The 26,068-nt window shown below is 54.3% G+C and carries 23 protein-coding genes; 14 read left to right on the forward strand and 9 right to left on the reverse strand.

What is annotated here, in order from left to right:
• Nucleotides 1–178 precede the first annotated feature (178 nt).
• The 5 genes from C6382_RS00170 (at nt 179) to C6382_RS00190 (ending at nt 5,416) form a co-directional block, all read left to right on the forward strand.
• A complete protein-coding gene (locus tag C6382_RS00170) occupies nt 179–664 on the forward strand; it encodes a hypothetical protein (protein WP_107022572.1) in 486 nt (161 codons plus the stop codon).
• 216 nt (nt 665–880) lie between these two features.
• Nucleotides 881–1,561, forward strand: a complete 681-nt coding sequence (locus C6382_RS00175; protein ID WP_107022573.1) for a tetratricopeptide repeat protein — start codon at nt 881–883, stop codon at nt 1,559–1,561.
• A 111-nt stretch (nt 1,562–1,672) separates the two neighbouring features.
• Complete coding sequence (locus tag C6382_RS00180) at nt 1,673–2,188, forward strand: sigma-70 family RNA polymerase sigma factor (protein WP_107022574.1); 516 nt, start codon at nt 1,673–1,675, stop codon at nt 2,186–2,188.
• A complete protein-coding gene (locus C6382_RS00185; protein WP_107022575.1) occupies nt 2,185–3,123 on the forward strand; it encodes a DUF4880 domain-containing protein in 939 nt (312 codons plus the stop codon). The genes C6382_RS00180 and C6382_RS00185 overlap by 4 nt, the downstream gene beginning before the upstream one ends.
• A gap of 85 nt (nt 3,124–3,208) precedes the next feature.
• The gene (locus C6382_RS00190; protein WP_107022576.1) at nt 3,209–5,416 is read left to right on the forward strand and encodes a TonB-dependent receptor; all 2,208 of its coding nucleotides are present in this window, start codon (nt 3,209–3,211) and stop codon (nt 5,414–5,416) included.
• A gap of 104 nt (nt 5,417–5,520) precedes the next feature.
• Here C6382_RS00190 and C6382_RS00195 read toward each other — a convergent pair whose 3' ends face one another.
• The 3 genes from C6382_RS00195 to C6382_RS00205 form a co-directional block, all read right to left on the reverse strand.
• Nucleotides 5,521–5,811, reverse strand: a complete 291-nt coding sequence (locus C6382_RS00195; protein ID WP_107022999.1) for a hypothetical protein — start codon at nt 5,809–5,811, stop codon at nt 5,521–5,523.
• 210 nt (nt 5,812–6,021) lie between these two features.
• Nucleotides 6,022–7,851: an amidohydrolase gene (locus tag C6382_RS00200; protein WP_107022577.1), complete on the reverse strand. Its 1,830-nt coding sequence runs from the start codon at nt 7,849–7,851 to the stop codon at nt 6,022–6,024.
• 43 nt (nt 7,852–7,894) lie between these two features.
• Nucleotides 7,895–8,458, reverse strand: a complete 564-nt coding sequence (locus C6382_RS00205; RefSeq protein WP_178082720.1) for an antibiotic biosynthesis monooxygenase — start codon at nt 8,456–8,458, stop codon at nt 7,895–7,897.
• Between the two features lie 279 nt (nt 8,459–8,737).
• Here C6382_RS00205 and C6382_RS00210 point away from each other — a divergent pair, with 279 nt between their 5' ends.
• The gene (locus C6382_RS00210; protein ID WP_107022578.1) at nt 8,738–8,941 is read left to right on the forward strand and encodes a hypothetical protein; all 204 of its coding nucleotides are present in this window, start codon (nt 8,738–8,740) and stop codon (nt 8,939–8,941) included.
• A 1,137-nt stretch (nt 8,942–10,078) separates the two neighbouring features.
• On the opposite strand, the gene C6382_RS23840 is transcribed toward C6382_RS00210, so the two are convergent.
• Nucleotides 10,079–10,369: a hypothetical protein gene (locus C6382_RS23840; protein ID WP_146146881.1), complete on the reverse strand. Its 291-nt coding sequence runs from the start codon at nt 10,367–10,369 to the stop codon at nt 10,079–10,081.
• Nucleotides 10,370–10,415: 46 nt separating this feature from the next.
• On the opposite strand from C6382_RS23840, the gene C6382_RS00215 reads away from it, so the two are divergent.
• Nucleotides 10,416–11,378 carry a bifunctional GNAT family N-acetyltransferase/nucleoside diphosphate kinase regulator gene (locus C6382_RS00215; protein ID WP_107022579.1) on the forward strand — a complete coding sequence of 321 codons (963 nt, stop codon included), beginning with the start codon at nt 10,416–10,418 and terminating at the stop codon, nt 11,376–11,378.
• Between the two features lie 93 nt (nt 11,379–11,471).
• Here the strand turns inward: C6382_RS00215 and C6382_RS00220 are convergent, their stop codons facing one another.
• Together C6382_RS00220 and C6382_RS00225 are read right to left on the reverse strand one after the other, a co-directional pair.
• The gene (locus C6382_RS00220) at nt 11,472–11,789 is read right to left on the reverse strand and encodes a DUF3077 domain-containing protein (protein ID WP_107022580.1); all 318 of its coding nucleotides are present in this window, start codon (nt 11,787–11,789) and stop codon (nt 11,472–11,474) included.
• Nucleotides 11,790–11,940: 151 nt separating this feature from the next.
• Complete coding sequence (locus tag C6382_RS00225; RefSeq protein WP_038609710.1) at nt 11,941–12,168, reverse strand: hypothetical protein; 228 nt, start codon at nt 12,166–12,168, stop codon at nt 11,941–11,943.
• Nucleotides 12,169–12,643: 475 nt separating this feature from the next.
• On the opposite strand from C6382_RS00225, the gene C6382_RS00230 reads away from it, so the two are divergent.
• The 4 genes from C6382_RS00230 to C6382_RS00250 all read left to right on the forward strand — a co-directional run bounded on the left by C6382_RS00230 (nt 12,644) and on the right by C6382_RS00250 (nt 17,374).
• Entirely contained in the window at nt 12,644–13,546 is a 903-nt protein-coding gene (locus C6382_RS00230) for an HNH endonuclease (protein WP_107022581.1), read from the forward strand.
• A gap of 374 nt (nt 13,547–13,920) precedes the next feature.
• The gene (locus C6382_RS00235; RefSeq protein WP_051097997.1) at nt 13,921–15,177 is read left to right on the forward strand and encodes an integrase domain-containing protein; all 1,257 of its coding nucleotides are present in this window, start codon (nt 13,921–13,923) and stop codon (nt 15,175–15,177) included.
• A gap of 944 nt (nt 15,178–16,121) precedes the next feature.
• Nucleotides 16,122–17,102: an integrase domain-containing protein gene (locus C6382_RS00245; RefSeq protein ID WP_107022582.1), complete on the forward strand. Its 981-nt coding sequence runs from the start codon at nt 16,122–16,124 to the stop codon at nt 17,100–17,102.
• On the forward strand, nt 17,099–17,374 hold the full coding sequence (locus C6382_RS00250) for a hypothetical protein (protein WP_107022583.1): 276 nt from the start codon (nt 17,099–17,101) through the stop codon (nt 17,372–17,374). The genes C6382_RS00245 and C6382_RS00250 overlap by 4 nt, the downstream gene beginning before the upstream one ends.
• Nucleotides 17,375–17,530: 156 nt before the next feature.
• Here C6382_RS00250 and C6382_RS00255 read toward each other — a convergent pair whose 3' ends face one another.
• From C6382_RS00255 to C6382_RS00265, 3 genes are all read right to left on the reverse strand, one after another.
• Nucleotides 17,531–18,235, reverse strand: coding sequence for an HNH endonuclease (locus C6382_RS00255; RefSeq protein WP_107022584.1), 705 nt, complete (start codon nt 18,233–18,235; stop codon nt 17,531–17,533).
• 162 nt (nt 18,236–18,397) lie between these two features.
• Entirely contained in the window at nt 18,398–21,034 is a 2,637-nt protein-coding gene (locus C6382_RS00260) for an AAA-like domain-containing protein (protein WP_107022585.1), read from the reverse strand.
• A gap of 10 nt (nt 21,035–21,044) precedes the next feature.
• Nucleotides 21,045–22,670: an AAA family ATPase gene (locus C6382_RS00265; protein ID WP_107022586.1), complete on the reverse strand. Its 1,626-nt coding sequence runs from the start codon at nt 22,668–22,670 to the stop codon at nt 21,045–21,047.
• 300 nt (nt 22,671–22,970) lie between these two features.
• On the opposite strand from C6382_RS00265, the gene C6382_RS00270 reads away from it, so the two are divergent.
• The 3 genes from C6382_RS00270 to C6382_RS00280 all read left to right on the forward strand — a co-directional run bounded on the left by C6382_RS00270 (nt 22,971) and on the right by C6382_RS00280 (nt 25,827).
• Nucleotides 22,971–23,177: a hypothetical protein gene (locus C6382_RS00270; protein WP_107022587.1), complete on the forward strand. Its 207-nt coding sequence runs from the start codon at nt 22,971–22,973 to the stop codon at nt 23,175–23,177.
• A gap of 373 nt (nt 23,178–23,550) precedes the next feature.
• Nucleotides 23,551–23,934, forward strand: coding sequence for a nucleotide pyrophosphohydrolase (locus C6382_RS00275; RefSeq protein ID WP_107022588.1), 384 nt, complete (start codon nt 23,551–23,553; stop codon nt 23,932–23,934).
• Between the two features lie 24 nt (nt 23,935–23,958).
• Complete coding sequence (locus C6382_RS00280; RefSeq protein ID WP_107022589.1) at nt 23,959–25,827, forward strand: DUF2075 domain-containing protein; 1,869 nt, start codon at nt 23,959–23,961, stop codon at nt 25,825–25,827.
• Nucleotides 25,828–26,068 lie beyond the last annotated feature (241 nt).

The following is a 26,068-nucleotide window of genomic DNA, read 5'->3' on the forward strand; positions in this document are numbered from 1 at the left end:
CAATCCAAAATCCGCTAATCGCAAATACTGCAGTTTTAATATCGCCTTTATCGCGACCTGAATGGTTTGAGCAAAATGCTTGGCCGGCGACCAGCGCGTGCAAGATTGATTCGACACCCTGACGATGACTGGCTAGTGTTTATTGGATGATGGTTTAAAACCACAGGGAGGCATTGCGATGAGCACTGACAATCAGGAGCAGCATTCAGCTGAGAAGGAGGAAATAAACAAGGCTGGCGCGGCAATAGCGGGGGGCATGGCCGCCATCAACTTCGCCGTATTGATCCAGCTACTGCCAGAACTGAAAAGCCTGAACTCATGGCCTTTGTTCACACTATGGCTTTCACTATTGGCGCTCTCCGTTAGCGTACCCGTGCTTACTTTTGTATTTGGATGTTATTCGGTCATACCGCGCCCAGGTGACGCCAGGCATATCCCTATCAAGTGCATTCTGTATTGGTTTTGCATCATCTCGGGTGTTTCCATTTCGCTCGCCATTGCTGCTTTTCATCCATTAGCCGGCATTTCATTTCTTATTACCTGTTTTATTGCCTTGAAAGCAGAGAACACACTTGAGCAGAAGGCGAACACAAGCACAGCAAGCGTTCAAGAGTCCAAAACCGCTCAAACAGCGCAAGACCAGCGTCAGCAAGAAGAGCGTTGACCCTGCGCCGAGTCACAGAACCGCGATCGCTAGGCGCGGCCTTGTAGACCCGGTACATCGCCAGCGTCGCCAGACACCCCCACCGCCATCAGGAAGGAACTGACGACGCCCCAGGCGTCTCAGGCTGTAGCAGCGGGAACTTCAGGTTACCGGCCAAGTCTATAAAGCGCCTGAACCAACCCCAGCCGAACAGCGCTTCAGCCGAGTCCGCCCCCGATGCCCACCAAGAGTTTTCTGCCAGGCCTGATCCTGGCGTTCTGCGCTGTCGCATCGCTTTGCTCGGTTGCTGCCGAGCGCAGAGCCTCCGCGCACAGCAACAACGCATCCACCACCCTGATCGAAACCGCCTCGCAGCAGTATGCAGAGGGCCAGCTGGACCAGGCCGCGGCCACGCTGGAGCGTGCGCTGCACATCCAGCCGAACAATCCCGCAACGCTGCACTACCTCGGTGTGCTGCGGCTTCAGCAGGGGGAGTACCAGCAGGCTGAAACGCTGGCGGCGCGTTCCAACCTGCGGGTTGGTCGCAACGTGCAGTTACGCAACCGCAATTTGCAACTGATCCAGGCGGCGCAGCAGGCGCAGATTACCGGTACCCCACCCAATGCCGAACAGGATCGGGTAGCGGTACAGCAAGGGCTGAAAGAGCAAGCGCAGGCAGAGCGGGAATCGGAACCGCAGAGGGTTGAAAGGCCGCAACCTGACGGAGAACTTCAAATGACTTCCGCCGCGCCACAACCCGCGTTCGATGCGATGGATATCCCCCGCGGCCATTGGCCGCCTCCGGGCAAATGCCGAATCTGGTTTGCTGATCGCCCGCCCGGGCATCAGCCCGCTCCCGGTAGCTGCAAGAAGCTCAAACATCAGGTTCCATTTGGAGCCTATCTGGTGGGTGGTTGAGCTTCTGAGAACACTGGTGGGAGCACCCTGAATCAAGCCTTGGACAAAGCATGCCAATAACATTCATAATGAGACTTGTTTTCATTAGCATGCTCGCACCAAGGAGTTTCGGTGCCCCTAGCCCTATCCTCTGTACGTCGCCAGGAACTGCACGACCTCTACACCGATCATCATGCCTGGCTGCTGAACTGGCTGCGCAAGCGTCTGCAGCATGGCGAAACCGCTGCCGACCTGATGCAAGACACCTTCCTCCAACTGATTGGCCGCCCTGCCGCCGCCGGTGAGCTGCAGCAACCCAGGGCCTGGTTGACCACGGTGGCCAAGGGTTTGATGGTCGATCGCCTGCGCCGGCAACGCCTTGAACAGGCGTATCTACAGGTACTTGCCAGCCAGCCCGAAGCGTTTGAAGTCTCACCCGAAGAGCGTCTGCTGCTGCTCGAAACCCTGATCCGTATCGATTCCCTGCTCGACGGCCTGCCAACCAACGTGCGCACTGCCTATCTGCTGTCACGCCTTGAGGGCATGCCCTACCGCGACATCGCCGCGCACCTTGGGGTGTGTCTGAGCTCGGTGGAAAAGTACATGGCAACCGCCATGCGTCACTGCTTTCAGGCTCAGTGGTCATGAGCGCCAGCAACTTCAACGCGGATGAACTGGAACAGGCCATCAGCTGGATGGTGCGTCTGCGCTCCGGTGAAGCACCCGAAGAGCTCTGGCAGGCCTGCAGCCACTGGCGCGCGGCGAATCCCCGTCACGAGACAGCCTGGCTAGCGCTACAGGTGAGCGAAGGGCTGTTCGCACTGCCCCCTTCACAAGCGCGCATTGTTCGTCAGGCCCTGGAAAGTTCCGAGCGCCCCGCGCTATCCAGACGTCATGCCCTTAAACTGCTGGGCCTGCTAGGTGCAAGCTGGGTGCTGCTGGATTCGCCGCCATCGAGAAAAACCGACTTCACCACCGCCGTCGGCCAACGCAGCCGTTTTGTCCTGGCTGAGCACACCCGGCTGTGGCTGAACACTGACAGCGCGGTCGACCGGCCAAACACCTCGCAGGCGTCGCACATTGTGCTGCAACGTGGCCAGGTCCAGGTGGCTCATCATGCCCCTGGTCTTGCTCCGTTGCAGGTGCACAGTGCTGACCTGCTGCTACGCACCCGTGACGCCCGCTTCGACCTGCACCGCCAAGGGCAGCACCATCGTCTGGCCATGCTCGAAGGCAGTGCCGAGGTACAAGTCGCCCAGCATCCCGTGGCCCGCGTTGGTGCCGGGCAACAATGGCTGATCGGCGCCGACAGCCTGCAACCTGTGCCAGACACCGGCATGACCCCGGGCACCTGGGTCCAGGGGCAGTTGGTCGTCCGGCGTATTGCCCTGGCGCAGTTGATCGACGAGCTGGCGCGCTATCGCAGTGGCTGGCTGCAGTGCTCCAGCGAGGTTGCCAAGCTGCCCGTCTCCGGGGTTTTCCAGCTCGACGATATCGAACGCACGCTGGATGTGCTCAGTGCCTCGCTGCCGGTGAAAACCCTGCGCGTGTCTCGGCTCTGGGCGCGTGTCGTGCCTGCCTGAAGATTTTTACCTCGGCTGTTACGGGTTTTCGCGCGCCTTTCGACATAAGAGAAAAACACGCATTTGTCGAAGGAGCTTCACGTCCATGCAACACCGTAAACACCGTCTCGCGCTCGTGCTCCACGCTGTCCTGGCCGGGGGCGCACTGGCCCTGCCAGCCACGAACGCGCTGGCCGAAGTCCGCGATCACAGCTACAACCTGCCGGCCACCTCCCTGGAAGATGCCCTCAACCAATTTGCCCGGCAGGCCGACATCACCCTGCCTCTGGACCCGACGCTGCTGACGGGCAAACAGGCGCCCGCGCTCAACGGTGAATACGAAGTCAAACAGGCATTGGACCGCCTGTTGCAAAACAGCGGGCTGAAGGCCCGTCAGGTCGGCGCACGAATCTGGGCCCTCGAACCGAGTAACAGCAGCGCGCTTAACCTGGACAACATGGTGATTACCGCCAGCCAGACCGAGCACAGCGAGCTCACCGCCCCCGCCAGCGTCACCGTGATCAATCGCGAGCAACTACAACAGATGCAGGCGTTGGACATTGCCGAAGCGGTTGCCAAAGTCCCCGGTGTCAGCATTGCCGCGTCTTCCACCTACGGCCGCCACAAGATCAAGATGCGTGGCCTGGACTCCGACTACACCCTGCTGCTGGTCAACGGCCGCCGGATCAACTCGCGCGATGCCCTGACCAGCAACTACGCCAACGACTTCGACTTGTCGGCCATCCCCTTGAGCGCGGTGGAACGCATCGAAGTGATCCGTGGACCGATGTCGTCGCTGTATGGCGCCGACGCCATGGGCGGGGTGATCAACGTGATCCTGCGCCGCCCCGGCAACGAAGCCGAAGGCTCGCTGAGCTACAGCTACCAGCACACACCCTCCGGCGAGGGCGGCGACGTTCACAACAGCTCCATCTATACCGCAGGGCCGCTGATCAAGGATCGCCTGCTCGGCAACCTGGTGCTCGACGGCAGCGACCAGGCCGCGTGGAAATCCAGCATGACCACAGACGACCGTGCCCATGCCCGCGAACAGCGGCAGAACTGGGCATTGATGTCCAACCTGATCTGGTTGATCGACGACAGCCAGGATCTGGAGCTGGATTTCAGCGCTCGCAACGACCAGCGCGACGGTGTGTGGAACAACTCCAACGTCAACTTTCCGCGCAACCAGCAGGAAATGGAACGCTACACCTTCGGCTTGACCCACAACGCCCAGATGGAACGCGCCAACACCCGGCTGCGCTACTACCACGAACAGGTCAACCTCAACGACGACTCGCAATTGACCACCAAGCTGCGCGGCATGGTCGGCGACGTCCGCCAGCGTAACCAGACCCTTGACGGGCAAATCAGCGGCGACCTCGGCAACCACCTGCTGACGGCCGGTGCCGAGTATCGCCACACCCTGCTCGAACACAACCAGAACCTCAGTGGCGGCACCACAGACTTCCAACGCGCCCTCTACCTGCAGGACGAAATCGGCCTGGGCGACCTGCGCCTGACCTTGGGCGGTCGTCTCGACGACCACAAGTCGTTCGGCTCTGAATTCAGCCCACGGGCCTATGCGGTGTATTCACTGACCGATGAATGGGTGGTCAAGGGCGGCGTGGGCAAAGCGTTCAAGGCACCAAGCATCAGCCAGTCTGACCCCAGTTACGCGATTGCCGCCTGCCGCGGCCGCTGCGTGGTCGCCGGTAACCCGGACCTGAAACCGGAAACGGCGACGTCCTACGAGATCGGTACGCTGTACCAGGGAGAAAGGATCGAACTTGGTGCCAACCTGTTCTACAACGACATCAAAGACATGATCCTCGCCGACGGCTGGCGTCGCGGTCACATGCCGTCGGTGTTGACCTACTACAACGTCAGCAGCGCCCGTACCCGCGGCGTCGAACTGTTCTCCAGCGCCCAGCTGAGCGACAGTCTGAAACTGACCGCCAACTACACCCTGACCGAAGCCGAAGACCGAGACACCGGCGAAGAACTGCGCCAGGTGCCGAAACATACCGGCAACGCCGACCTGAACTGGCAAGTGAGCCAACGCTGGCAGGCGCAGCTGGGTTACCAGTACATCGGCAGCCAGGTACTGCGCAACACCATCAGCAACAAGGACGTGGACAGTGCTGCCTATCACCTGGTCAACCTGGGCAGCCAGTATCAACTGACCCCGCAGTTGAGCCTCAATGACGGCGTGAAAAACCTTGGCGACAGCGACCGTGACGCGGCCGCACGTGACAGTGACTACATCGAGCTGAGCCGGACGTTCTACGCCGGATTCACCTTGGCGTTCTGAGGCCTGGAAGCCTAAAGATTGGGCCCTGTATGCTACAGGGCTCAGCCCTCCCAACTTCGGCTTGATGCGGATCTAGTGGGTGATTGAGTTACTGAGAGTCTACTTCACTGACGCCGGTAACTCTTCTTCCCGCTCGGCGTCAGGCAATAAACACCGCCCCGTGCTCCGGTGCAGAAGGTGCCGGTTCCGCAACCACAGGTATTGCTCGCGCCTTGCAGCGGCTGCACTGCCGGCCGCACAGGGCTGACGCCGGTGTAGGCGCTACAGCTTTTCTTCGAGCCACTGATCGAGCCGTCGTTGCACAGGAACAGCTCGCCATCACAACCGGCAATGCCGCCCTTGCGCCCCGAGCACGGGGTGTTAGCGGCGAGAACACTGGACGAGCCAAGCAGCATGATCAGGGCCAGGCCCAGCAAACGGGGAACAGTGCGCACCACGGCAAGGTCTCCACCAAAGTGGCTACATGCTATCATCCGAGCAGCGCAAATTACACATTGCAGCAGCCGGCGATGGGTGTGTAGCGCCCCTGGCCCGGCTACGCCGGGCATCGCCAGCAACACTGGCTTCCTACAGCGGTAGCCAGTTGTCACCACACCGGAGCCGCATCAAAAGGCAAAACACGAGCAACCCAAGGCCCCCCAGAAGCCCTGGTAATCACTCACCGGCACCGTAGACTGACGCGCACGTTCGTGGCTATGGGCGTGCACTGCACAGGCGCCCAAACACTGATGCAGCGCTGGCGCCGCCGGTCGCCAATGACCGGCCACCTTGGCCACCGGCGACCATTCAGGCAGCACCGGCAACGCTGGCGGGCCGAGCTTGTCGAACTCGCCGGCGCCATACACCACCTTGCCCCCCACCACGGTCAGCACCGACTCGATCCACTTGATCGACTCCTCATCAACACTGAAATAGTCCGCCGATAACGCCACCAGGTCAGCCAACTGCCCCACCTTGATCTGCCCCTTTTTGCCCTGCTCGCTGGAGAACCAGGCGCTGCCATGGGTAAACAACTCCAGCGCGACCTCCCGCGACAAGCCTTGCGGATACAGCGCCATACCACCCACGGTCCGGCCGCTGACCAGCCAGTACAGCGAAGTCCACGGGTTGTAACTGGACACCCGGGTAGCGTCGGTGCCTGCCCCCACCGGCACGCCTTCACTGAGCATGCGCTGGATCGGCGGGGTTTTCTCGGCAGCCTGGGCGCCGTAGCGGTCGACAAAATACTCACCCTGAAACGCCATCCGGTCCTGAATGGCGATACCGCCGCCCAGCGCTCGCACCCGCTCGATGCTCTGCGGGGTGATGGTTTCGGCATGGTCGAAGAACCACGGCAATCCGTTGAACGGAATATCGCGGTCAACCTTCTCGAACACATCCAGCATGCGCGAGATCGATTCGTTGTAAGTAGCATGCAAGCGGAACGGCCAGCGCTGCTCGACCAGGTGGCGCACCACCGGCTCCAGCTCCTGTTCCATGGTTTGAGGCAAGTCCGGGCGCGGTTCGAGGAAGTCTTCGAAGTCGGCCGCAGAAAACACCAGCATCTCTCCCGCGCCGTTGTGGCGGAAGAAATCGTCACCGTCGCCAGGTTTGACGATCTGGCTCCAGTTCTTGAAGTCGCTCAGTTCTTCCTTGGGCTTTTGGGTAAACAGGTTGTAGGCAATGCGAATACTCAGCTGCCCCTGCTTGGCCAGTTCCTGGATCACCGCGTAATCATCCGGATAATTCTGATAACCGCCCCCGGCATCAATGGCACTGGTCAGGCCCAGCCGATTGAGCTCGCGCATGAACTGCCGGGTAGAGTTGACCTGATACTCCAGCGGCAGCTTCGGCCCCTTGGCCAGGGTGGCGTAGAGAATCGTGGCGTTGGGGCGGGCAATCAGCATGCCGGTCGGTTCGCCCTTGCTGTCACGCTGGATTTCGCCGCCAGGCGGGTTGGGCGTGTCCTTGCTGTAGCCCACAGCCTTGAGCGCGGCGCGGTTGAGCAGCGCGCGGTCGTAAAGATGAAGCACGAACACCGGCGTGTCTGGCGCTGCGCGGTTGATCTCCTCAAGGGTCGGCATGCGCTTTTCCGCGAACTGGAACTCGTTCCAGCCGCCGACCACCCGCACCCACTGCGGCGACGGCGTACGCTCGGCCTGGTCCTTGAGCATGCGCAAGGCATCGGCCAGCGACGGCACGCCTTCCCAGCGCAGCTCCAGGTTGTAATTGAGGCCACCACGGATCAGATGCAGGTGCGAGTCGTTGAGACCGGGAATCACCGTGCGCTGGTTAAGGTCGATGAGCTGGGTGGCACCACCGCGCTGGGCCATGGCCTCGGCATCGCTGCCGACGGCGGTGAAGCGCCCGTCCTTGATCGCCACCGCCGTGGCGCTGCGCTTATCGCGGTCGACGGTGTGGATACGGCCGTTGAACAGAATCAGATCTGCAGACATGGAACCCCCTGAGAAAGTGGCGTGGAAACCTCGATGTTTTCAATCAACGCGCATTCAGCCAGGCAGCGAACGCCCGGGTCGCCAGCGGCATGAAGCAATAGACCACTAGCAACACAATGCTCAAGGTGATCACCACGTTGCTCGGCACATAGCCGCCGAGCCATGGCCAGCTGCGGAACGCCGGTTGCCACAGCCATGGCACCAGCAGCGACAGCGGCAGAATCACCAGAAAGGTCACACAGACTTGCTTCCAGCGTGGCGGCGGCGCATCGGCCGTGGCCGGGTTGAACCAGAACTCGCGCTCGCGATTGATCTCCAGACGGTCACCATCGGCGAGCAACGGGCTGACCTCCGCGACCAGTTGCTTACGCTCGGCAGAATCCAGCCACGTCTGTAACTGGACGCTGGAGGCAAAACGCAAAATGCAGGTAAACAGGTGCAGGCCGCCCTGGCGCTCGCGCACCACATCGATGCCGATATGCCCGGGATAGCCCTTGGCGATACCGATGGTGCGGCGCAGCCAGGCTTCATACGGCGCATACTGCGCATCGCGAACCTGATGGCGGATCAACAGGGTCACGACATCGTCTGAACGCTCGATCGTCATCATGGGCTCCTCTGGGTTCAGCGCGAATGAACACAACCGCAGAAGAAACAGCATGGCCCAAACAGCGAAAAATGCTCGTCGGCATCGTCGACGATCACTGCCCCAGCGCCATTCGTCGCCTTTGAGATGGCGGCACCTATTTTTTGACACCTACTGGCGTGTCTATTGCACAATGCCCGCCCCAGCGGCCCCGAAAAGACGTAATTCTGACGCGGCAGCGGCCAAAATTAACGTTTGAGGGCGCCGACCAGACGCCTGCTCAGCTATCGGAGATGTAACGTGTCAACGCTCAATGAAATCGCAATGAACCACGCGAGAATGGTCAAAAGGCTGGCGGAAGAATCGATCGTACTGGAACAGCGACAGCCCATCGTCGTGGGTGGTTTCGAGGTTTCATCCATCGACACACCAGAGCCCATGCCGCTGCCCTTCATCATTGATGCTCAAGACAGAAGCATCGACCTGGTTGCTGTAGCGGTCTGATCGCCAGACTGCTCCCCTGCTTCAACACTGGACCGGCTTTCACTGCCAGAAAACCGGTCCAGCCCTACGCTGATGCTGGCAGGCCATGCGCCGCCCACGCCGATGTACCGTGCCCTGGCTCGACCCGAAACAACCGCTCAACGCCTGCCCCGCCCTCGCCTTCAGCGAATGTGCCGACGCTTACCGTCTTGAACCCTGACCGCGAATCCTCATCCATCCCAACTGATCATTTTCAGATGAAGCTTCTGTGTGCAGTGTGAACGCTAAGGCTTACCGAAAATCTGCTGAATGGTATTGTTTATATTATCAATACCCTGAAGCACTTTCTGCTGAGCGTCCGACTTGTTCGCTGGAGGATTTGTTGAGGCTTGTTTCGAGCAGCTCTTCGAGCATACCTCATGTCCATACTGGCATATACCAAGGCACTTTTGGAGTGTGTTTTGCTGTTGTACCTGACAGTTATGCTGGCAGTTCAACAACATATTAGTACATCCATTCTGGCAAGTTTCAAAAGCTGTTTCTGCGGCTGCTTGAGCACTCGCAAAAAACAATAAAGAACACAGTAATAATTTCATAGCCAGCACCTTGTTATTGCTCAGCGCCCATCAACCCTCACAATTCAATCATCCGCAGCCAGCTACTAAATTAAAAACAATTAACTAGCCCGCAACATACCACCATTACCTCCCGAGATTATTTACGGAAAATATTTCTGGCTTTTACATACTAATAAAAAGCTAGAAAAAAGCAAATCGCAATTAGAAATCACCCCGATGACAAAATAATATATTAATTCCGGAGGACGCTGCTTTAATTACTTGAGTTGGCTTTTCGTTGCGCGAGTGCGCATGGATAGCTGGAGGTTTCTATGCTGGCTTTCAGGGTATGCCTACTGCTGTTAGCATTTTCTGCAACCTCTGCACTTGCGGCACCATGTACTTATTGTTTTGATCTAAGGAAGAAGTGCCACGAGCAGCAGTGCGCAAACCTGGATGATTCGGCGAAGCCAGATTGCTTTCATGAGTGTGCCAACTCATTTCGTGCCTGTAGGAGCAGCTGCGAAAATAAAAAACAAGGTGCAGCATCGCCAGCCCAACCGTTGGGCTTGGACAATCTCGACAAAGTTAACAATGCGATTCAAAAAATCTTTGGTGATCCTTGAGGCACAACCAAAGCGCGGGCATTGTCGATCTCACGCATCGTGGACTCTGTGGTGGGTCGGGGGACTATTTTTAATGGGCGGTTTCGAGGTTTCATCCATTGGCACGTCAGCCCCCCATGCCGCTGCCCTTCATCATTGATGTTGCCGACAGAAACATCGAGCTGATTGCTGCCGCGGTCTGATCGATGCTTGCTTGCAACGGCAGCTTTTGCGCACAGCCCATTAGCAATGTTGCCTGGAGGAAAGGTGCGCAGGCTGTTCGGCATCTACTCGCGTTATGTCTTAGAATGGCCGGTTGCAGAAAGAACCGTCATGGCCATAGCCATGAAGGGCTTTCATCCTTTACAAATAACTGTGGTGAAGATGAACAAGCCTTTCATTTCGCTGTGCCCGGAAATTACTCGGACACACGCACTGACGCTGATGGATTGGTTGGAAGATGAGCGCGTTACCTGCTACCTGAGCGATTCGCGTCATGTCTCCCGCTCCATCGAGCAAGTCATCGATCGGACTCAATTGCCGATCCTGACCCATCTATTCAACCGAGGCGGCCGATTCTTCATGGCCTATGACCGGCATGACGCCCCGGTGGGCTTTGTCCGTCTGATCAAGACCGGCTCCAATTGCGAGATAGTCCTGGTTATCGGAGACAGCGACAAATGGGGCCGAAACCTTGGCGCCCGCACCATCCGCGAAGGCATGAAACTGGCCTTCCTCGACATGCGGGCCGAGAAGCTCATCGCCAAGATCCACCCGGACAACGCGCGCTCGCTGAAAGCCTTTCAGCGCAGCGGCTTTCAGCTTGAAAGCGAAACGCCGACATTGAAGTCATTTTCCATGACGGCGGGGCGCTATCTCCAGTGCTTGCGCGAAGGCACCGTTGCCGACGCCACTGAGATCTACATCACTGAAATCGACAAGGCCAGGCTCGAGAGCCTGATCGCGCTCGAGCAAGGCCCGACCGTTGTTGAACTCGAACATGAGCTTGAGCGAGCCATTGTCGTCAAGCCGCAGCAGGTGCCGCGCAATGTCGTCACGATGAACTCCAGGGCCTTGCTGCAGCTGGACGACGAAGAGATCGAAGTGGCCCTGGTCTACCCTGAAGACGCGGACAGCAGCGCCGGGAAGTATTCCGTGTGCTCCGACATCGGTGCCGCCATCCTCGGCTATCAGGAGGGGGACGCCATCGACTGGCGAGTTTCTGACCGGACCCGCCGAATCGGAATCAGGAAAGTGCTTTACCAGCCGGAGGCCGCGGGCGATTTCCACCTGTAATTGCGCCTTTAGCTAAGTGTTCGACCATCAGGCGCGAAAGTCCCCCAACGCTTTGCGTGCCTGATGCGGACCCTCTGCCACAGGCCGCGCCGTTCACCGACTATGACCGGGCTGAAGCGGACGGCTGGCCCCCGACTCAACGACCATGGCATGGGCCACATCCTCAACCAGCGCCTTGGCCATCCCCACCAGATAATGCGCTGCCCACGCCGACGTACCGTCCTGCTCAAGGCCGGCTTGCAACGTCAGGTGGTGCGCACAGCCCATCATGATCGAAACCTGCTCCAGCACGAACGCCGCACCGTGCCCTGGTTCGACCCGAAACAACCGCTCAGCGCCTACCCCGCCCTCGCCTTCAGCGAACGTGCCGACGCCGACCGTCTTGAGGCCTGACCGCGAACCCTCATCCATCCCAACCTCCCTAGCCGCCCCCGCAATTAGAGCGCGACCCTAAATAAATCTGTGGGAGCGGGCGCTGCCCGCGATCGAGCGCAAAGCGCTCGCCTACACCAGACCAGCCACCTGCACCCGACCACGGAACCCCGCTGTTACTGCCGCCAGATCAATGCCGCAACTGAACCTTACTCAACGCCACTTCAACCAAAGCGCGGGCATGATCGATTTCATGCATGGTCGCCAAGGTCAGCACCTGGCCTGGAGAGCTGGAATGAAGCAGGACAGTCTGCTGTGCCACGGTCATGGCGCAGACCAGGTATTCGGAGATTTGGACGAGGATGTCTTCGAGGGATTGGTTGGGGTTTAGGGGTGGATCGGGGACGATTTTTAACATAGCGAACTCCTTTGCTTTAGGGAGCCGCCACACGCCTGCTGTCAAACAAATGGTGGCAGCTATACGCGGGTTGACAGACCGAGAAAGCAAAGGAAACCCGGCGCACACGAAGGTGCCCCACGTACAGCCGCCATAACGCGAGCACATGCGGATTCACTTTGAATTCGGTCTGTCAAAACCGGTCGTTGAATTGGCAACGACTGGGGGAGACTAGAGCGCTAGTGGAAGCACCGCAATGGCTTGAAAGCCGCGGAAGTATGATTCGGAAATGGACTACAGGGAATCGGGAAATTCTGAAAATCTGCATGTCACGGATTGCAAATCCGTCGCCGACTGGGACCTAGCAACGCACGGGCGTCGGTATGAATTCCTGCGCCACAGGAAAACGAACAACTCGATGTAGGACTAGTCCTTCAGTTTTGTAGGATCTCGCGCTATCTTCGCTGGCGATATGCCACGCCTTTAAGGACGCGAGATGCAATTTTTCTGGGTAAACCTGGGCACGACTCACAAGGAAGCGAAAGAAGGCAAATTTCTCTGGGCCCCGTTGAGCTCGCGTTCACAAACAGGCAAGGAACAAACCCGCCGCCACTGGGACAACGTCGGTAAGGTCAGAGCCGGAGACTTGATTTTCTGCTACCACGACAACTATCTGCGTGCCATTGCTACGGCCCAACGAGATGCCTATCAAGCAGTGCGCCCCCCTACCCGCTCGTTCAACGAGTGGAGTAACCAAGGGCACCGAGTCGATATTGCGCTCGCCGACCTCAAGCGGCCCTTACGCAGCGACGACATTGCACCAACCTACCAAGCGCAATTTGATGTCAACACTGAGCCAACTCTGTTCAATAGCAAAGGTAATGTGAATCAGATCTACATGGCTCAGTTGCCGGCAGATGCTGCGCTGTATCTGCTGGAGCAAACGGAAGTAATCGCTGACTACGAAGACCAACTCATTGACGAAGGATCGGAAGGCAAAGCACCTTCTGCGACCACTCGAGAAGCCCTTGTAAAGGCTCGCATCGGTCAAGGCACATTCCGATCACGCTTGCTCGACCGCTGGGACCAAAAGTGTGCGTTGACGGGGCTGAAAAATCCCAGCCTGTTGGTCGCGTCACACATCGAGGCTTGGGCCTTTGCTGATAACAAAGCTCGCCTAGATACAGACAACGGTTTGCTACTTGCTACCCACATTGACCGGCTCTTTGACTGTGGGTTGATTTCTTTTGGTGAAAATGGACAACTGCTGATCAGCGACGACTTGGCAGCGGAGGAACACAAAATCCTAGGGCTGGACCAATACACATCAATTCCTACCTTGAGTGAAGGCAATCGACGCTATCTTGAGAAGCACCGGAAGCGATTTCGCTTTTCATAGGGGGCATTTTCCAGTTCGGGGAAACTCCAGCTCGTAGCTCTCACCTTTCTAACTTGCGCGGCCCCATTGGTCAGAAATCTAGATCCACTGACAAGGCAAACGATATGGCACGGATGTGGATGGTTCGCGGCGAAGGCCAATATTGAACAATGGCGAGACGGGGGTTCAAATCCCCCCGGCTCCACCAAATGATCAAAAAAAGACGTCCACGGACGTCTTTTTTTGTGCCTGAGATCCAGTAAATACGCGGCCTCCAGCACTTTTGCGGTCTTTTGAGAGTTTTTGAGTTCCAGCCGTTCGGGTATTCCAGGCGGTATTCCACCTCACCCGATGCTAATCTTTGGAATACCGAATCAGTGCCTGAGGAGAATCTCATGCCTGCTCAAAACCTCCGCCTCTCCGATCGACAGCTCAAGGGAGTCAAACCCGCGTCCAAGGATTACGTCCTCACGGACGGTGACGGTTTGCAGCTCCGCGTACGCAGCAACGGCTCGTTGCTGTGGAATTTCAATTACCGCGAACCGGTGACCAAGAAGCGCATCAACATTGGCTTCGGGACCTACCCCGAACTGTCACTGGCGAACGCACGAAAGAAGGCAGTCGAAGCCCGCGAGCTGCTCGCTCAAGGCATCGATCCGAAGGTGCAGCGCAATACGTTGAATGAAGCCAAACGCGCGGAAACCGAACACACCTTCGAGAACGTGGCCACCGCCTGGTTTGAACTCAAGAAAGACTCGGTCACCCCGGCCTACGCCGAGGACATTTGGCGATCGCTCACGCTGCACGTGTTCCCCGATTTGAAGACGACACCACTGACGAAGATCACCGCTCCGATGGTGATCGCATTGCTTCGCCCAATCGAAGCGAAAGGCAGCCTGGAGACGGTCAAGCGTCTCAGCCAGCGACTAAACGAGATCATGACCTACGGCGTAAACTCCGGCCTGATCTTCGCCAACCCCCTCAGCGGCATCAGGGCAGTCTTCAAGAAGCCCAAAAAAGAGAACATGGCTGCGCTTCCACCCGAAGAGCTCCCGGAGCTCATGCTGGAGATCGCGAACGCCAGCATCAAACGCACCACCCGCTGCCTGATCGAATGGCAGTTGCACACGATGACTCGCCCCGCCGAGGCGGCGACTACTCGCTGGGCAGACATCGACTTCGAAAGGCGTGTCTGGACTATCCCACCGGAGCGTATGAAGAAGCGCCGTCCACACAGCATCCCGTTGAGTGATCATGCTGTCGCACTATTGGAGTCACTGAAGACTCACAGCGGCCATCGCGAATACGTCTTCCCGGCCGATAGAAATCCACGCACCCACGCCAATAGCCAGACCGCCAACATGGCATTGAAACGCATGGGCTTTCAGGATCGATTGGTCAGCCACGGTATGCGCTCGATGGCCAGCACCATCTTGAATGAACATGGGTGGGACCCCGAACTCATTGAGGTCGCACTGGCGCATGTCGACAAGGATGAGGTGCGCAGCGCCTACAACCGAGCCGACTACATAGAGCGCCGTCGACCGATGATGGCCTGGTGGAGTGAGTACATCCAGAAAGCCGCCACCGGCAGTCTGCTCGCCTCTGCATACGGCCAAGTCAGAGACAAGAATGTGGTGCCGATTCGTTAGCACTGTGCAGGCGCAAGAATTGCGGTAACAACTGAACGTTCAAGACTCGTGGCAAGCAGCCTCGCTTATCCGCTTCTCAGCGCGGGTCCATCCAAACAGGGCTGCAAAGCCGCCCTGTTTGGATGGACCTCATTTTGAAGAGCTAAAAGCCACGACGTTGTCCGGGATTTACCACGGAATTCCACCGGTGGATAACCGCTTTTCACGTCCCCAAGAGCGCTGAATTTCGGCCCTTGACCGGGTTTATCCACAGGCGTAGAACTGGTCGTGCAAAGGCTGTCGATGACAGCACCCCAGGTGACCCGAACCTTAAAGGTCACGCCGCTCCGGCGGTGGTTCTCCCCAAGGGCGATTCGCATCCGGCAGCTCGCCCGGTCACTACCCATGTGATGGATGCTCTTACACATATGGCGCTCGTGCGCCAGCTACACCGTACCTCGCTGCCCTGCAGCAACCTATCCGATTGGCCGAATCTTGCGCCAACCCGTGCCCGTCTCTTTCCTCTGGAAAGAGACGGGCACTTTTACCACTGCTGCAGCCCCGATTGCACATGGCTTTGCGGCATTCCCCCTCGTGACAATCGGCGTGACAAACGCCGATGTCACCAGCAACAGCGCTGTAGATGATGGTGCCGCAGACCAAGGAATGGACTGCACCTGACTGACAGTCAGGCATGCCCCGGTCATCGCATTGCTGCGTTCACCCGGCTCAGGATCTTCAGGCGCTGGTCTCGTCAGCCAGTGCTGCTTCCACCCGCCCACCGGTAACGGTGTTCAGGAGGCCAGATCATGAGATGCCCTTGCTCCCGGACGTAAGGAGCCGCCAGTCCCGCGATAGAGGACATCCCCACAGGTCGCAGGGGCCTTGATCCCTGATAACACTCAACATTCTTGGCGGGATGACGTGGGGCGAGGATCGGAGACCAGGCGATGAGGTGATTCGACATGGCATTGCTGGGTAGACGCGATGGCCGTAATTTCGGCTACGGCAGGCAACTGAGCTACGCAGGGCCGCAGGCGTTGAAAGACATGTTCGGCGGCGGCCACTACGGCACGGTGAAGGCACACTGTGATCGGTGGCAGGCATTCGTCAGATGGTGCCGCTCCGAACAAGGGCCCGGTATCAATGATGCGCGGCAGATTGATCGGAAGGTATTGGCGGAGTATGCGGCGTACCTGCGCGACGTGGTAAGGCGCGGTGACCTTGCTGTCAGCACCGCACAAAACCGCCTATCCAGCGTTAACAGGACAATGGCGGCGCTGCGCGGTGATCAGTGTGTGAAATTGCCCAGTCCGAGCAAGGCGTTGGGAATGCAGCGCACCGGAGTTCGCCAATCGGCTCCGCAAGGCCAAGACCGCGAACAGGTTAAGCAGATCGTCGATGCGCTTTGTCGCGATCATCAGCAACGGGCCGCAGCGATTGTTCTGTTGGCGCGAGCCACCGGCATGCGCCTGCGTGAGGCCATCCTGGCTGACCTGCCACGGTTAAGTCGTGAGGCTCAATACATTGGCAAGATCAACATCCAAGACGGTACCAAGGGGGGACGCGCCGGTGCCTCCGCACCCCGCTGGGTTGGAGTAGATGACTATGATCGCGAAGCGCTTAGGTTCGCATCACAAGTGTCGCCCGCTGGTAGTCGCAACCTGATTGCGCCCAACGAAAGCTACCTGAATGTTCTGCAAGAAATCATCCGCCCTGCACGGGACATCCTGCATGCTCACAACTTAAAAGGCTTCCATGAGCTACGAGCGGCGTACGCATGTGAGCGCTACGAGCAGATCACCCAAGACCCCGCACCAATCAACGGTGGCCAATGTTGCAAGGTAGATAAGACTCTTGATCGTGAGGCTCGCAGGCAGATCAGCTATGAGCTGGGGCACGGGCGGATCGACGTGGTCGCTGCTTACATTGGAGGGAGCGCATGAGCAAGTCATTCGACATGGAGCTGTTCTTGACTGCGGTGTTGACGGGCTCGCACGCCACGAGGCAACGCCATTTGCGACAAGCGATAATAATCCAAGCTGAAATTGCAGAACGCTGGCAGCGACAGACTCCTTGGGGTTGGCAGAAAAAGCACGTAGCTTGGTTTCTTAAACACCGCCTTAATCGACGTAGCGAAGCGACGCGGTATTGCTATTTGCTGACCGTGCGGTTGCTCACTCGCCGCTTAAAAAAAACATGGAACTTCAATCTATAGGTTGGACTGAACACTATCGCTCCATACCTGAATTTAGGGAGCGATCTCCCTCCACTTAAGCTAAGCGGAGACACACCTGACCATGCCTTTAGATTGCCGACATCTAAAACCAATGGCGAAGCAGGGCTCAGCCATTGAATACACAAAAGTACTTTGTCATGTGGCACGAAATACCACGGAGCGGTGAAATTCAAGAAATGGCTCATGCTCTGGAGCCAAGGAAACGCGGATATTAGGAGAGATACCTAGCATTCCTGAATCCTTCAGATGGGGTGATATATTTACAACACCAGCCGGCGACAAAGTTATATACCCCTTATCGAAAGCCTTATCTAAATTTGGAGTAAGCAAAAAACCATTAAACGGATCTAATCGCTCAGAATTACTTGAAGCACTCCAAGGCTTTATATGTGAAGCCACAAGCAAATTAACATCCTTAAACCCGGACATGGCGCAACAGGCCCAATAGCCAACAAGCTTCTGCCTAAATACTCCTTGCCCAATCCTAGATTTAACCAAATTTATTTTCTCCGTCTCACTAATATCACCCGCACACAAAATATCGTCAATGTCTGACTCAACGTCACCGTAGCGCCCTTCTGAGAGATATTCGGAAAACTTTATTAGAGCACTACTATACATATGATGCCCGCGTTCATTTCGTTCCTTATATATTGGCAGTGCACGTATTTTAGATGCGATTACTTCAAACTCAGACTGACTACTCAACGAGACCAGAGGCCCTTCGACAAGTTTGTTATCTATAGCCCATTCGGACATTACCCCGCGCACTGCACCATCGTATTTTTTCACCGATGATAGCGATAGCCCCTTATAACGCATCCAATCTTCAAAGGTCATCTTCAGGACTCTCCACAGATAAGTTATGGCTAAAGTCTTAGTAGATCATAGCCATCACTAAACCCTTCTATTAGTTTTTTGAATTTGGCGCAGCAGGGAATTTCCTGACAATTAAGCTCATAAGCTTACCACGTCGCCGCAGCAAGCTTCATATTGAGCAATTCAAATTAGCCGACACAGATTTTTACTTATATCCAGCTTGAATTTTTTAAACTTCCCCTGCTTAACTTTTCCGGAATTGTACTGGACGGTCACTATCACATTCTGACCAATACCTACCGCATCTTGATCAAAGAAATCGGGATGCACCATCTTTCTGAAAGCTTGTGATAATGATTCAGAGTAATCACTCGGAAAATGTAACAAAGAAAAACTATCCGCACTTTTTATATTTTCTAAATATGGCATCAACTGACTAGGCAGAGAGTCTGAATCTCCTCTCGATGTATTTAACCTCAGCCTAAGTAGCAGCAGAATTAACGCTCCAGAATTAATAACTTGATCAGAAAGCGCCCCCTGCTTGACAGATTGTTCAAAAAGAATCTCCATTGCAGAAATAATCTCTTCACAACGCTCGTACTCACCCCTAACAAAGTATTGACTGAAGATGTCGTGAATTATCCTGAAATCGCCCTCAAGCAGTGCAGGACTTTCAAGCTTATTAAACAGCGAGAGATAGGCATCATATAAAACTTTGTTCTGATCAAAGTCAGTAGACGGGGTTACCAATATGCTAAGCGTGAGTATTTGTCGCAGATCCTCGACTGGTGCGCTTTTATACCTCAATGCAAGTCTGGTCAAGGCTGGCAGTTTGGATACATCGCTGCCAGATGCGCCACTAACAACGCAACTAGTAATTACTTCCCAAGCACTGAAATTTTGTTTAGACTCTATAGAGCAGATGTATCGGTACAGTTCATCAGCAGCTGACTGCCTCTCAAGACGTATTAAATCCATAAGAAGTGGTGAACATTCTGCATGCCCAAACATCAACTGATTAGATATATCATTCCCCGTGAGTGACAATTTGTTATCTATGATATTCCTAGCGCAAAGCTCATAATATTTTACCTGCTCGGATGGATCACTTTCATACGACGCTCTCTCATAGAGCAAAGTACTTCTAACTTCAGAGGTACTGAACTCTAGAGCCTGATCCAAATAGCTTCTTCCCATATCGACATTTTTAGCGATGCTGCAGTATCTACTGAGCTGATAATATGCCGAGTACAAAATGTGATTTTCGGTGGCTGAACTGCTTGAGGTGACCGTCTTAACATGATCGATTGCGTTCAATAGGAGATATTCGATCTCCTCAGGCATAGCTTTACTAGAGCCTCCCGCATCAGCTTGAGCTAACAATACACTAGCCAGGTTAACGCAAGCTTCTGGGAAGAAAACACCCTTTTTGTTACCCGAGGCACCATCAATCAATGCGCGAAACTGGGCCGCCGCATCATCTAGACGGCGTGAAAACATATAACAGACACCTGACCAGTGGAGCTTAGCATTAAGCAGGGATCTGTCATCGATACTATTAGTATCGCAACTCTCGTACTCAACAATAGCTGACTCTATATCACCAAGCTGAATGAGACAAAACCCAATATTTAGTCGAGCAGCCAAGCAGCTTTCAGGATCTACATGCTGGGCAAGGGACTCACGATATAAGGCGAGTGCCTCATCGTAGCGTTTGAGCTTAATTTTCTCATTGGCGCGTTCGTCAATTGTTAACAACTCACCTTCAATATCTGACACCCATTTCTCGGACAACGACTCGGACATTATTTTATTTTTGAACGATATCTCGCCGCTTTCCGTCTTGGGAGTACTTATCCCGGCCAAATAAAGCTTATCCTTTACTTTATCTGAAAGCGATTTTGTTTTTCTATAATGGATTGCCATAACCGAATTTCGCAGTTCTTTATCACTCTGAACTCTGGTGCGTATGTGGTCAAATGGTGGCAAATCAAAATTAGTCAAATATAGTGTGTTGACAATTTTGTCTATCGAATTTTCGTCAAGCATCAAAGTTTGGGACAGCTCAGTTTCCGCAGCCGAGCACACATCCCACGTTACTCGAGGATTCCCCGAAGTCCAGTGATAAATTCTTTCGACGGCTTCCTCAGGCAACACCAAGGAACATTGCTCAAGAAATCTTTTCGTTTCAGAGAACGTAAAGTCTTCAAGGTAAATTTTCTCGCCGATATTGAATGGCGAGATTGCTTTATTTTTAATCAGCTCAGCTGGATCAGCCACGCCAGAAAGTACGTAAGTTAATCTTTTGAATTGGGCGAATTGGGTCCTGCCAAAAAAGTAGATACTCCTAATCAATGAAAAGACATTATCAGAGTAATCAACGTTCGTCAGAGCATCAATTTCGTCAAGACAAATAACAAGCTTCCCAGGAAGTATATCGAGTATTTTCTTTAGCTCGAGCTCATGCTCTTTATGCGCCTGTAAATTTACTGTACTAGAACGCGTCCTAGCAAGATCCTCAAGCAAAACCTCAGAAAGTTGATCTCTAGCTAAAATCGTAGTATCAATTATATTCCTGAAGAATGATCTGAGATCCGAGAAGCAATTCGATACATCGAGGTATGAAAACAAATCATCTTGAGAGTCAATCTCCCTCTTCGCATTCAGCAATAGGTTTGTTTTACCCATCTGTCGCGATACTAAAACGTAGCCCGGACGTCCCATATCCTCGATAATCTGGCGCAGCTGTATGTCTGCTTGCCTCTCAACATACAAGTCTGGAGGGACTATAGCATACGGCTTGATCTTTTTTGTAACCATATTCTCTACCTTAGAATTGGAAGCCCTGAGACGAAATACTAATGAGCTCGGCGTCACTCTTATCAGGGTACGAAATCTTGGATTTCAAAAACGTTTTAATGAAGCGAGGAGAACCATGAGAACTAGATATCAAGTTATCTGGAAGATCATCACTCCCGACCATATCTAAGTTATCGGTGATTAGATCTATCAAAGCCGCAAGCTCATCTTCCGCCCACCTTTCGCATTCAATAAATCGCATATAACCACTGAGCTTAGAAAGATTCTGGCTCGAGTCAAGGTTCGGTTTTTTCAGAGAAGAAACGACTAAACGAAATGCGTTCGTCTTTGCCAACTGTTTTACTGCAGTGAGTAGTTCTTCAATAAGAAGCAACAGGTGTTTCTCAGCGCCGTCTTGATCGCCAGTACTGGGAACCTCATCAATATAGATAAAGAGGAATTTATTCGCCCCAACCCCATCCAATATTATTCGCTTTAAATTATTAAAGGTGCGATCCGGCATTGATTCTGCATCTTTATCACTAAGGTGCAACGTTTCTATCATTTCAGCAATAAAAGCCTGTCGATAGTCGCTATTCGTACATTGTGAAAAACACATCTCAACTGCTTTCGCCCCTGCACCGCCCAGCAGCCTTTTAACTATTGAAGTTTTTCCTGTTCCTGAGGCCCCATACAGCCAGAAACTGTTTAGACTAAATTCCACCGCAATCTGTTTATCAATTTTTCGCTCAAGATAGTACGGCTCACAAGTTTCATCATAAATATCAAACAGCGGCCCCTGCCCGACGGTCAATTTAAAACTGTGGTTTTCGCTTTTAATGGGAGGAATTTTCTTCTCCGTTATGACCGGCTCGCCAACTGCAGGGAAGAATTTGTTATTCAGAAAATCGACCAATATCGAATGGCCGCCATGATCTAAGTCGCCAGGCTTTACAATCGTCGAGTGATTTGTATCAGGGACAATTCGTCGTCCTGAGAAATATCTCGATGCCGACTGTTCCAGGACTATCGGCTTGAATCCAGGTAGCCAGCGCAGGTGTAAAAATCCTACGTGCTCGACCGCCTCCACTCCCATAAAAGTTCCGTGTTCGCGACTTTCAACAAACACTTTGAAGCGACCATCTAAATCAGCTAACAGCTCGCTATTCATGCGCAACTGCTTACCAACCCTATTTTTGTAAAAACTTGCAATCTTCGCAAATGTGTCAGCGTAATCTGAGCCAATTGAAGGTGACGCCATCAGAGCTACGCCGATTTTGTGGCTTGTAAAATGCTCTCTATAGGATTCCAGCATGTATCTTACAACGATCCCACCCAAACTGTGGCACACAAAGATCAATTTTGGGAAGGTGATTGGGGACGCATCTCCTATTTGGCTTCTTCGACGCAAGGCATCGAACAATTGATCGGAGCACTCGCGGACGCCCAAGAGCCCCGAATCAACATTAGTATAATATCCACCCAAGTAGATCGACACACGAGGAATTCTCAGATCTTCGACTACTAGATCTGGCCAGAATGTTTTTGCTTTTTTGTTAGTCCAGCAACTATGAGAGTTTGAAAAAAAACCATGAACAAATATGATCGCGGTGTCGCTTGCTTCGTCATAAGTATGCCAGTTATTATTTTTCCACATTCTGCCTAATGCTTCCTTATGCGTCGTTCATGGCGTACATAATCCTGCCTATCGCAGCTGCTTTCGCCGTAGCCGCGCGCTAGGTGCAGAATTTTAATAGCCGAGAGGACAATTAGCCAGCATTCTGCGATTCTGACCAGGAGAGCTACTGTGTCTGCATTTTAGGATGTTGATAGAAAGGGAGTAGGCGGATGCCTCGGCTCCTAAGCCTGGATAGGTGTGCCCCCCGTGGTCTTAACGTACCCGCGAGGCCTTCAGCCTCCACGCCACCCGTCTCTACTCACTGACTCCGGAGCATTGATGGCAAAACCTCCCGAAATTTTACTGCCCGATCATCCTGCCTATGCTGAGGCAGTCGAGGCAATGCGCCGGTATCACGAGGCGATGGATGCTGGGGCACCTGCAATCGAAGTGGAAAATTTACGTCAGGTCGCAGAGTCTTTGTTTCAGGCTGTAACTGACTATCAAATGAGAGCCTACGGCATTGGTGGCGGAACCATCCACTGATCAGTGGTTGCTTAGTAGCTAGCACGGGGTGCCACCTCCAGAACTGGACGCTCCTGACGATCTTCCATCACTATACGTCTATTTGCAGGTGCTGCCCCTCCGAGAACACGGCCACCCCCCGCATAACCCTGCTGCGGAATATTCACTCACATACGGTCCCCAGCAGAAAGCTGCTGAAAAGTCTTACTGCACCAAGCGTCCACCATTCAGACGACTGTCACGCGGAGTGTATGTAGTGAGCGTGGGTAATCAATCCTATCGGTAGCTGACGGGTAAAAACTCAAAAAATACTCGGAAAGCAACAAAAACTTTTACAATCCAGATTCGGATTTCCTAAACAGTATCCCAACCGCTGACCAAGAGATCGCCCACCGTGATTGACTCAGACGACTCATCCGCCCCCCTGATTGACGTAGGAAAGCTTGCCGCATCGCTCCAGCGGTTCGCAGATGATCGCGACTGGCTGCAGTTCCACTCCCCCAAAAATCTCATCCTGGCTCTCACGGGCGAGGTAGGAGAGCTGTGCGAGATTTTCCAATGGATGAGCGATGCCGACTCTATCTCCGCCGCAACAGATCCCGAAAACGGCCAAGCCGTCAAGGACGAACTGGCGGACGTATTGATGTACCTGGTTCGTCTGGGCAGCGTACTCGGCATTGACCTCAACGAGGCCGTGACACAAAAACTCGCCTCGAATGGCCAGAAGTACCCCGTGGATAAAGCCAGAAGCAACAGCAAAAAGTACGACCGACTCTGACCAACACGCACCTAAGGACAACCCGTGATCGTTTACGCTGCGACCAAACAGCAATTTCTTAAAGACAACGATAACGATGACATTGAGGAGGTGATCCTCAGGCATTACAAGGAAGCTACTGGAAAGAATGTTGGCACATCGGAAATCAGGTCTTGGCAAGGATCTCTAACGTACATGGCCAAGGTCCTTAGAGATGAAGGCCTGCCGAGCGATGCAGGCCTGGCCATTGAATTGCACATTCCGCAGTCGTCGAAGCGAATCGACTTTCTACTCACCGGTCGCGACGAAAACCAGGCAAAAAAAGCCGTATTGATTGAGTTGAAGCAATGGAGCAAGGCCAACGCCACCACCAAAGACGCCATCGTCAAAACGGCATTGGGTGGCGGCCTCATTGAGACCATTCACCCGTCCTATCAGGTGTGGTCTTATGCAGCGCTGCTGGAAGGCTTCAACGAGGCGGTGTATGACAAAAGCATCGAAATCCGTCCGTGTGCCTACCTCCATAACTACGTCAGCGACGGGGTCATAGATTCAGCCCACTATGAGCCCCACATCAGCAAGGCTCCGCTGTTTCTGAAAGGCCCAGAAGAGCTCAGTAAACTCAGAACCTTTCTAAAAAAGCATATAAGTCATGGCGACAACAAAGAGGTGCTTTACGAGCTGTCCGAAGGAAAAATTCGCCCATCCAAGGCGCTAGCCGAAGCCCTCGCGGGGTTGATGAAAGGCAAACCCGAGTTCGTATTGATTGACGATCAGAAAGCAATTTTTGAGTCGGCGCTCGCGGCGGCAAGCGAGGCCTCGGACCAAGCACCCAAGGTGATGATCATCGAAGGTGGACCGGGCACCGGAAAAACTGTTCTGGCTATCAATCTGCTGGTTAAGCTCACCGAATTGAAGCTGATGAGCAAATACGTCTCCAAGAATGCCGCCCCTCGCAAGGTCTACGAAAGCAAACTGGTTGGCACCATCAAGCGCAGCCATTTCTCGAATTTCTTCTCAGGCTCTGGGGCATTCATCGACACTGAGCCCAACACATTCGATGCGCTCATCGTGGACGAAGCTCACCGACTGAATGAGAAAAGCGGGCTTTATGGAAACCTTGGGGAGAACCAGATCAAGGAGCTGATTGACTCAGCGAAATGCTCCATTTTCTTCATCGATGAGGACCAGCGTGTAACCTTGAGCGATATCGGCAGCAAGCAGGCGATTCGCGCCTATGCGAAAGCCAAGGGTGCTGTGATTGAAGAACACGTGCTGTCTTCGCAGTTTCGCTGCAGTGGTTCTGACGGTTACCTTGCATGGTTGGATGACACGCTAGGCATTCGCTCGACGGCAAATCCGACGCTTGAGACCCAAGAGTACGAGTTCAAGGTGTTCGACTCACCTCAGGCGATGCATGACGCAATCAACGAGAAAAACCACGGGAACAAAGCTCGTGTGGTCGCGGGCTATTGCTGGCCTTGGCTGAGCAAGAAAGACCCCACCGCTGCTGATATCGTGATTGGTGACTACAAACGCCAATGGAACCTGGATCAGGATGGCAGCCTATGGATCATCGCTGAGAACTCCATTGAGCAGGTTGGCTGCATTCATACCTGCCAAGGTTTGGAAGTCGACTACGTCGGGGTGATCATCGGGCCAGACCTGGTCGTACGTGACGGTAAGGTCGTGACATCCCCAGATGAGCGCGACAAGCACGATAAATCGATTCGCGGCTGGAAAAAAATGATGAAAGAGCAACCCACCCTCGCGAATAGAGAAACAGACCTGATCATCAAAAATACGTACCGGACCCTGATGACACGCGGGATGAAGGGTTGCTACCTGTACTGCACTGACGAAGAGACTGCGCAATACTTCGAGAGTCGGCTGAGCCAGCGCGGTAATCATTGACGGCATCGTTGTCAGGAGCTCCTGTACGTGCGAGTGGGGACATCGTACGCGCAGGGGCGACAATCAACAGTACGACCATTTGCTTGATAGATTTGGACCCAATTCGCTTTTGGGGGAGGTTCACAAAAGCACCGTCCATCGGAATCCAGAACGCACTGCGTTCCAACTGGTATTCCAAGCAAGTCGACCAATAAATTATTAACTGGTAAAAACAGATAGATACCGATTTGTTTCAAATTAC

This window comes from Pseudomonas sp. BBP2017, assembly GCF_003024385.1.
Lineage (GTDB): Bacteria > Pseudomonadota > Gammaproteobacteria > Pseudomonadales > Pseudomonadaceae > Aquipseudomonas.

Coding starts and splice junctions, on each gene's coding strand:
- C6382_RS00170 (WP_107022572.1), top strand. CDS start 179: ATGAGCACTGACAATCAGGAGCAGCATTCAGCTGAGAAGGAGGAAATA.
- C6382_RS00175 (WP_107022573.1), top strand. CDS start 881: ATGCCCACCAAGAGTTTTCTGCCAGGCCTGATCCTGGCGTTCTGCGCT.
- C6382_RS00185 (WP_107022575.1), top strand. CDS start 2,185: ATGAGCGCCAGCAACTTCAACGCGGATGAACTGGAACAGGCCATCAGC.
- C6382_RS00190 (WP_107022576.1), top strand. CDS start 3,209: ATGCAACACCGTAAACACCGTCTCGCGCTCGTGCTCCACGCTGTCCTG.
- C6382_RS00195 (WP_107022999.1), bottom strand. CDS start 5,811: ATGCTGCTTGGCTCGTCCAGTGTTCTCGCCGCTAACACCCCGTGCTCG.
- C6382_RS00200 (WP_107022577.1), bottom strand. CDS start 7,851: ATGTCTGCAGATCTGATTCTGTTCAACGGCCGTATCCACACCGTCGAC.
- C6382_RS00205 (WP_178082720.1), bottom strand. CDS start 8,458: ATGACGATCGAGCGTTCAGACGATGTCGTGACCCTGTTGATCCGCCAT.
- C6382_RS23840 (WP_146146881.1), bottom strand. CDS start 10,369: ATGCCGAACAGCCTGCGCACCTTTCCTCCAGGCAACATTGCTAATGGG.
- C6382_RS00215 (WP_107022579.1), top strand. CDS start 10,416: ATGGCCATAGCCATGAAGGGCTTTCATCCTTTACAAATAACTGTGGTG.
- C6382_RS00220 (WP_107022580.1), bottom strand. CDS start 11,789: ATGGATGAGGGTTCGCGGTCAGGCCTCAAGACGGTCGGCGTCGGCACG.
- C6382_RS00225 (WP_038609710.1), bottom strand. CDS start 12,168: ATGTTAAAAATCGTCCCCGATCCACCCCTAAACCCCAACCAATCCCTC.
- C6382_RS00230 (WP_107022581.1), top strand. CDS start 12,644: ATGCAATTTTTCTGGGTAAACCTGGGCACGACTCACAAGGAAGCGAAA.
- C6382_RS00235 (WP_051097997.1), top strand. CDS start 13,921: ATGCCTGCTCAAAACCTCCGCCTCTCCGATCGACAGCTCAAGGGAGTC.
- C6382_RS00245 (WP_107022582.1), top strand. CDS start 16,122: ATGGCATTGCTGGGTAGACGCGATGGCCGTAATTTCGGCTACGGCAGG.
- C6382_RS00250 (WP_107022583.1), top strand. CDS start 17,099: ATGAGCAAGTCATTCGACATGGAGCTGTTCTTGACTGCGGTGTTGACG.
- C6382_RS00255 (WP_107022584.1), bottom strand. CDS start 18,235: ATGACCTTTGAAGATTGGATGCGTTATAAGGGGCTATCGCTATCATCG.
- C6382_RS00260 (WP_107022585.1), bottom strand. CDS start 21,034: ATGGTTACAAAAAAGATCAAGCCGTATGCTATAGTCCCTCCAGACTTG.
- C6382_RS00265 (WP_107022586.1), bottom strand. CDS start 22,670: ATGTGGAAAAATAATAACTGGCATACTTATGACGAAGCAAGCGACACC.
- C6382_RS00270 (WP_107022587.1), top strand. CDS start 22,971: ATGGCAAAACCTCCCGAAATTTTACTGCCCGATCATCCTGCCTATGCT.